The sequence below is a fragment of the Streptomyces sp. genome, assembly GCF_035563135.1.
In the GTDB taxonomy this organism is placed as follows: domain Bacteria; phylum Actinomycetota; class Actinomycetes; order Streptomycetales; family Streptomycetaceae; genus Streptomyces.
In genome coordinates, this window is record NZ_DATMVN010000012.1 from 1 (window position 1) to 5,754 (window position 5,754).

At 69.7% G+C, this 5,754-nt stretch carries 5 protein-coding genes, 1 tRNA gene and 1 pseudogene; 5 read left to right on the forward strand and 2 right to left on the reverse strand.

The features are described 5' to 3' along the window. On the forward strand, positions 1-1,143 hold a 1,143-nt coding region (locus tag VN520_RS00730), incomplete at its 5' end, for a S1C family serine protease (RefSeq protein WP_325744845.1). A gap of 136 nt (positions 1,144-1,279) precedes the next feature. On the opposite strand, the gene VN520_RS00735 is transcribed toward VN520_RS00730, so the two are convergent. Continuing rightward, positions 1,280-2,545 (reverse strand): hypothetical protein, encoded by a 1,266-nt coding sequence (locus tag VN520_RS00735; protein ID WP_325744846.1) that lies wholly within the window; start codon positions 2,543-2,545, stop codon positions 1,280-1,282. 468 nt (positions 2,546-3,013) lie between these two features. Between VN520_RS00735 and VN520_RS00740 the strand changes: the two genes are divergently transcribed. Further along, positions 3,014-3,100: transfer RNA gene (locus VN520_RS00740), tRNA-Ser, on the forward strand. 163 nt (positions 3,101-3,263) lie between these two features. Here the strand turns inward: VN520_RS00740 and VN520_RS00745 are convergent. Further along, positions 3,264-4,019 carry a GntR family transcriptional regulator gene (locus VN520_RS00745; protein ID WP_325744847.1) on the reverse strand — a complete coding sequence of 252 codons (756 nt, stop codon included), beginning with the start codon at positions 4,017-4,019 and terminating at the stop codon, positions 3,264-3,266. 78 nt (positions 4,020-4,097) lie between these two features. On the opposite strand from VN520_RS00745, the pseudogene VN520_RS00750 reads away from it, so the two are divergent. The 3 genes and pseudogenes from VN520_RS00750 to VN520_RS00760 form a co-directional block, all read left to right on the forward strand. Beyond that, positions 4,098-4,373, forward strand: a pseudogene (locus tag VN520_RS00750) (hypothetical protein); the annotation flags it as partial. 529 nt (positions 4,374-4,902) lie between these two features. Then, positions 4,903-5,127, forward strand: a complete 225-nt coding sequence (locus tag VN520_RS00755; RefSeq protein WP_325744848.1) for a hypothetical protein — start codon at positions 4,903-4,905, stop codon at positions 5,125-5,127. Next, the coding region (locus VN520_RS00760; RefSeq protein ID WP_325744849.1) for a GntR family transcriptional regulator at positions 5,124-5,754 on the forward strand (631 nt) is incomplete at its 3' end. The genes VN520_RS00755 and VN520_RS00760, both read left to right, overlap by 4 nt.

A 5,754-nucleotide genomic window follows, 5' to 3' on the forward strand; every position in this document is an offset into this window, starting at 1 on the left:
GAGCCCGGGTCCCCGCGCAAGCGCCGTGCGAGCGGCCTGGTCGCCGCCGTGGCGGCGGCCGCACTGGTCGCGGGCGGCGTCGGCGGAGCCCTCGGCTACTGGGCCGCCGACAGCAACGCCTCCGGTTCCTCCTCCGGGTCCACCACGGTCGCCGCCTCCGACAGCCCGAAGGACTTCAAGCGTGACGCGGGCACGGTCGCGGGTGTCGCGGCGGGCGCGCTGCCCAGCGTGGTCACCATCGACGCGCAGTCCGGCGACGGTGAGGGCGGCACGGGCACCGGCTTCGTGTACGACAAGGAGGGCCACATCCTCACGAACAACCATGTGGTGGCCTCCGCGGCGGACAGCGGTCAGCTGACCGCGACGTTCTCCAACGGCAAGAAGTACGACGCCGAGGTCGTCGGCCGGGCCCAGGGCTACGACGTGGCGGTGCTGAAGCTGAAGAGCCCCCCGGAGGGCCTGACCCCGCTGCCCCTGGGCGACTCGGACAAGGTCGCGGTGGGCGATTCCACCATCGCGATCGGTGCGCCGTTCGGTCTCTCCAACACGGTCACCACGGGCATCATCAGCGCGAAGGACCGCCCGGTCGCCTCCGGTGACGGTTCCAGCAACAAGAACTCGTACATGAGCGCCCTGCAGACCGACGCGTCGATCAACCCGGGCAACTCGGGCGGACCGCTCCTGGACGCGGGCGGTGCGGTCATCGGCATCAACTCCGCCATCCAGTCCACCAGCGGCGGCGGTGTCGGGCAGTCCCAGGCCGGTTCCATCGGCCTCGGCTTCGCCATCCCGGTCAACCAGGCGAAGAACGTCGCCGAGCAGCTGATCAGGACGGGCCAGCCCGTCTACCCGGTGATCGGCGCGACGGTGACGATGGAGGAGAAGACCGGCGGCGCCGTCATCTCGGACGAGGGCGCGGGCGGCACCCCGGCCGTCACTCCGGACGGCCCCGCTGCCAAGGCCGGGCTGAAGGCCGGTGACGTGATCACCAAGTTGGACGACACGGTGGTCGAGAGCGGCCCGACGCTGATCGGCGAGATCTGGACCCACAAGCCGGGTGACAGGGTCACGCTCACCTACACGCGCGACGGCAAGACGTCCACGGTCGAACTCACCCTGGGCGAGCGCAAGGGCGACAGCTGACCGGCTGGGCCGTCCCACGCATCGGGCCGGCCCCGGGCGCGGGGCCCGGCGACGGCGCGGGGCGGGCTGCCCGAGCGGTCTGAGGGCACGGTCCTGAAAACCGTCGTGGCGGGGGCCCGTGCCCGGCCGGCCCGGGTCAGGAGCGCTCGCGGGCGGCCGGGTTGTTCAGGCAGAGCGCGATGTTCCGGACCGCGGCGGTGAGTTCCTCGATCACCCGGGCCGCCTGTTCCGCGTTGTGGAAGGCCGGACGTTCCGCCAGGGCCAGGCCCAGTTCCTGGGCGGTCCGGAGAGCAGGCTCGACGCCCTCGGCGGAAGGGGTGGCCGGCGCGGGAGCCTCGGCCGCCGGCGGGAGCCTCGGCACCACCGGCTCCGCCCCGGGCACGCCGGAGGCTGCGGATGCCGGCTGGTACGACGGCTCGGGTACGGCCGGTGCCGGTGCCGGTGCCGGTGCGCCGGGTGCCGGTGCGCCGGACGCCGGTGCCTCCCGATGTCCCTCGGACCAGGTGTGGACGGCGCCGAAGTCGCCCGTCGTGGAGGTGCACTCCTCATCCGGCCACGCCGACGCGGCCGGCACGGACTGCGCGGGACGGGAGGCCTGCTCGGTGTGGGGGGACGCGTCCCGCGCCTGCCGCGTCCGGGGGAGCACGAAGTGGTCGAAACCCGGGAACGCAGGAGTGGCGGAGGGCACGGAGGGTACGGAGGGGCCGGGGTGTCGCGCGTGGTAATCGGTCTGCCACTGCATGCGGTAGCAGTCGACCTGGTCGGCACAGGAGGTGCGGGCGTGGAAGACGGCCGTGTCCTTCCCCAGGTCCGGGTACCAGAGGTTGGGGCCCGGGAAGCGCACGGTCCGCACCCGCGGTTTGATCGGCTCGGCGCACCCCATGCAGCAGTTCTCCGGCACCATGAGCGGGATGCCGCCGTTCTGCTCCGGCGAACGGGGCCCGCCCTCCCAGCGGTACTCCCCGTGGCGGCAGGGCGGTAGCTCACCGCAGGCGCGGCAGACGGCGTAGTGCTCGGGGAGGACCCGCCAGTCGTGGCTGGCGGGCGCACACCAGTGCTTCGACGCGGAGCGGGGCAGGTTCTCGTTACGCAGCACCAGCACCACCGGGCGCTTGTAGAACTCGGTCCGCTCCGGGGCCGGTTTGACCGCCTGGTTGTTGGTCCGCCGCAGTTCGTTGGCGTGCCACCACAGTTCCACGTGGTCGCGCCACGCCTTCTCGTAGGAGTCCGGCCACCGGTCGCTCGGATAGCTGTTGATCTCCAGGATCCGCCACGCCTGCCGGTCGAGTACCACGATGGAGCCGGCCCGCAGTCGCATGTGCGTCCCGTTGTCCCCCTCGTCCGGCCAGTCGTGCCGGCCGATATGGGTGGGCTGATCTGGGAGCCACTCGCACACCTGCATGACATGCTCCTCGGTAAAGGGAACTTCCTAGTTTCAACTGGGGCAGTGGGCAACATTCTGACAAACAGGACGTTTAGGTCGATTCAGACACGCACGCGTTGCTGATCGAAGGTGACCGGAAACGCCTCCCGTGTCACCGCTCCCTTTCGCGCATATCGCTGCTGCCAGGTCTTTCGGCCCCGGATCCGATAATCGGACTGGTCTGCCATCGGCGCGTGGGTAGCGACTTCGTACCCTGGTGACCACGTCCGACACTCACCCGTATGTGTGGTGGTGTGCAGGTTGTCGTCACTCCGTACGTGTACATCACCTTGCGCGCCCGACGCCGAACGTCCTACGACGGCGCGCCGGTGGACCCGGAAAGTGGTATGGGCGTGAGCAGCGACGGGCCTGCCACGGACCACCACCCCTCGCGGCGCGCGAGCCGGGTACGCTGTACCCGCTCCGCCCCTGAAGGGGCGGTGCGTGGGTGGGTTGCCCGAGCGGCCTAAGGGAACGGTCTTGAAAACCGTCGTGGCAGCGATGTCACCGTGGGTTCAAATCCCACACCCACCGCAGGCGAAAGGTCCCCGACCAGTACGTATGGTCGGGGGCCTTTGCCATGTCCGTTCCCTGCCGGGCACCGCTGTTCCCCCTGGTTTCCCGCTCTGTCGGGCACGGAAGGGGCATGCGGGGGGCACGGCTGGGCCACGACTTTTGAGCTGCCGGGGTCAGCTCGTCAGCGGCTGATCGGGATCTCGTAGACGATCTCGCAGTGCGCTGCGGGCACCACGATGTCCGCTGTCTCCGCGGGACGGCCCTCGTCGCTGTAGTACGTCCGCCGGATGTGCGTCACGAGTGCGGCTTTCTGGATGCCGAGTAGCGATGCTTCCTCGGCGGTCGCGTGCCTGGGTTCGGGCTGCTCCACCGCATGACTGATGGTGACTCCGATCTCGGCCATGCGGTTCACGACCCCGGCTCCCGCGTGGGGCCCTCCCTCGGGGAGAACGACGAGGGTCCCGCCAGTGATGGCGTACGGCTCCCAACTCGTCGACAACTGGACCGGCTTCCCGTCCGCAAGGAACTCGTACGTCGTGCGAACGCACAGCTCGCCCTCGGCGATCCCGAGCCGCTTCGCGATCTCCGCCGGGGCCGGCACTTTCGCGTCGGTCCGGCTCTCCCAGTCGCTCTGTCGGCGAAGGGCCTTCATGTCCTGGCGGAACGGGGATCCACTGGGCTGCTCACGTGCCGACGACCGGACGACTCTCACGCGCTCCCGGGGCTCGGCGACGTAGGTCCCCGATCCGGCCCGGCCTTCCAGCACGCCTTGGGAGATCAGCAACTCCTGTGCTCTGCGCACCACGTTCTCGCCCACGCCGCACTCCTGGCCGATCTGGGCGCGGGATGGGAGTCGGTCGCCCGGTTCCCAGACGTGCTCCGCGATGCGCTGCCGGAGTTCGTCGGCGATGCGGAGGTACGGCGGTTGCTCAGACATATGGAAAATCTAGTCCACTAGATCTAATCTAGTTAACTAGCTTCACTGGAAGTGATCACCGGCAACGGAGGGTGCGCTGTGTCCGCTTCGGAAGTGACCGCGGCGGCTATCGCCGACCGCTTGTCTGCCGCCGGCCTCCGCCCGCGCGTGGAGGAGCACACCCGGTTCACGACGGTCGAGGCAGAAGTACCGGACACGCTCTCCGCCGATTCCTGGCGGGAGGTTCTGGACGCGGTGGCCTTGGCCGATCGATTCGGCCTCCTGGCCACCAGCTTGAACGGCCGCACCTTATGGGCGGTCGTACGTAAAACGGTCCCCACGACAGGCGACGTCGGGGGACCGGGCTATCAGCGATGGGAGCTGAACAGCATGCTCAACCGTATCCGCCGAGCCATCTCGCGCACCAGAGCGCGGTGCTTCCCCAACGGTCGGCACCGCCGCCCCTTAACGCCCTTCCGGCCGCTGGCCCCTCCCACCTGCCCCGCGCCCGCTGACGCTTCGACCATCGCCCTGAGGCGGACTCCGGTGGGCCCGCTCCACCGTTACCCGCTGGGGGGAGAGGACGTCGCACTTGCCCGTCCGTACCTGCTGGCGTGGGAAGAGCAGCGTGCACGGACGCGCTCAGTGCTCGTCGCCCCGCACCTGTCGGCCGATGCCTGGTTGGCCCTCGCGGGGGCCCGCTGATGCCTCCTCGCCGACAACCGCACCCGACAGGGACAGCTTCCGTCCCCTACCGCTCGATCGCCTGCCGGATCGGCACGCACTACTCCTGCACCGAGCCGTCCCCGCCTGCGGCGACGGAGGACGTACCGGTGACCTACGAGGAGTGCATCTGCCCATGCCACTCGGCCCCCGAACCGCCCGTGCCCGTGAAGGCGATGGCATGAGGACACCAGCCCCCGGCGGCGCGTTGGTCTCCACCGTCGAGGTCACTGCGGCCACCGTGCAGCGCGGCGACATCATCCAACTCGGCGGTCAGGCCTGCCGAGTGAGCGACCTCTTCCAGCTCCCCCAAGGGGCCAAGCAACTGGTCTTCGAGTCGGGCGAACTGCTGGCCATACACGCCCGTACCCGGCTCTCCGTCCTGCGACTGCTGAGAAGGCGGTGACCGGACTCGTGCCCCGACGCCATAACGACATCGCCGACGACCTACGCCACCAGATCACGGCGGGCAGCATCAAGCCTGGTAAACGCCTCCCGTCCGAAGCCGGCCTGGCCGCCCGGTACAGAGTCAGCACGGTGACCCTGCGACGCGCTCTCGCCGTGCTCCAGGGCGAAGGACTCGTCGAGAAGATCCACGGCAAGGGCAACTACGTCCGTCACCCGCGCCGCAAGATCATGTACGTCGGCGGCTGGGGCACGCTGGACCCCTGGACGGCGGCCGAGCCAACGTTGCGCATCACGGTTCGCAGCACCACGGTTCCGGCCTCCGTGCACCTGACGACGTTGCTGAAGGTGCCAACGGGCAGCCCCCTCGCGGAGTACACCTGCCTCAGCCTCGAACAAGGGTCACCGCAGGGCCTGGCCCGTATCTACATCCCGCGCGACCTGGCCCCGGCCGGAGTCCTCGACGACGACTCCGTGTGCCGGGAGGCAGCCACGAGATTCGCCGTCCTCGGCCCCTCGCCGGCCACCATCCGAGAGACGGTCTCCGCCCGCTCTCCCACTTCAGACGAAGCGTCGGCCCTCCGGATCGGAAACAACATGGCCGTTCTCGCGATCACCCGCATCGCCA

Bases quoted from the DNA above. Each gene is read 5' to 3' on its own strand.
- VN520_RS00735 (WP_325744846.1), bottom strand. From the start codon at position 2,545: ATGCAGGTGTGCGAGTGGCTCCCAGATCAGCCCACCCATATCGGCCGG.
- VN520_RS00745 (WP_325744847.1), bottom strand. From the start codon at position 4,019: ATGTCTGAGCAACCGCCGTACCTCCGCATCGCCGACGAACTCCGGCAG.
- VN520_RS00755 (WP_325744848.1), top strand. From the start codon at position 4,903: ATGAGGACACCAGCCCCCGGCGGCGCGTTGGTCTCCACCGTCGAGGTC.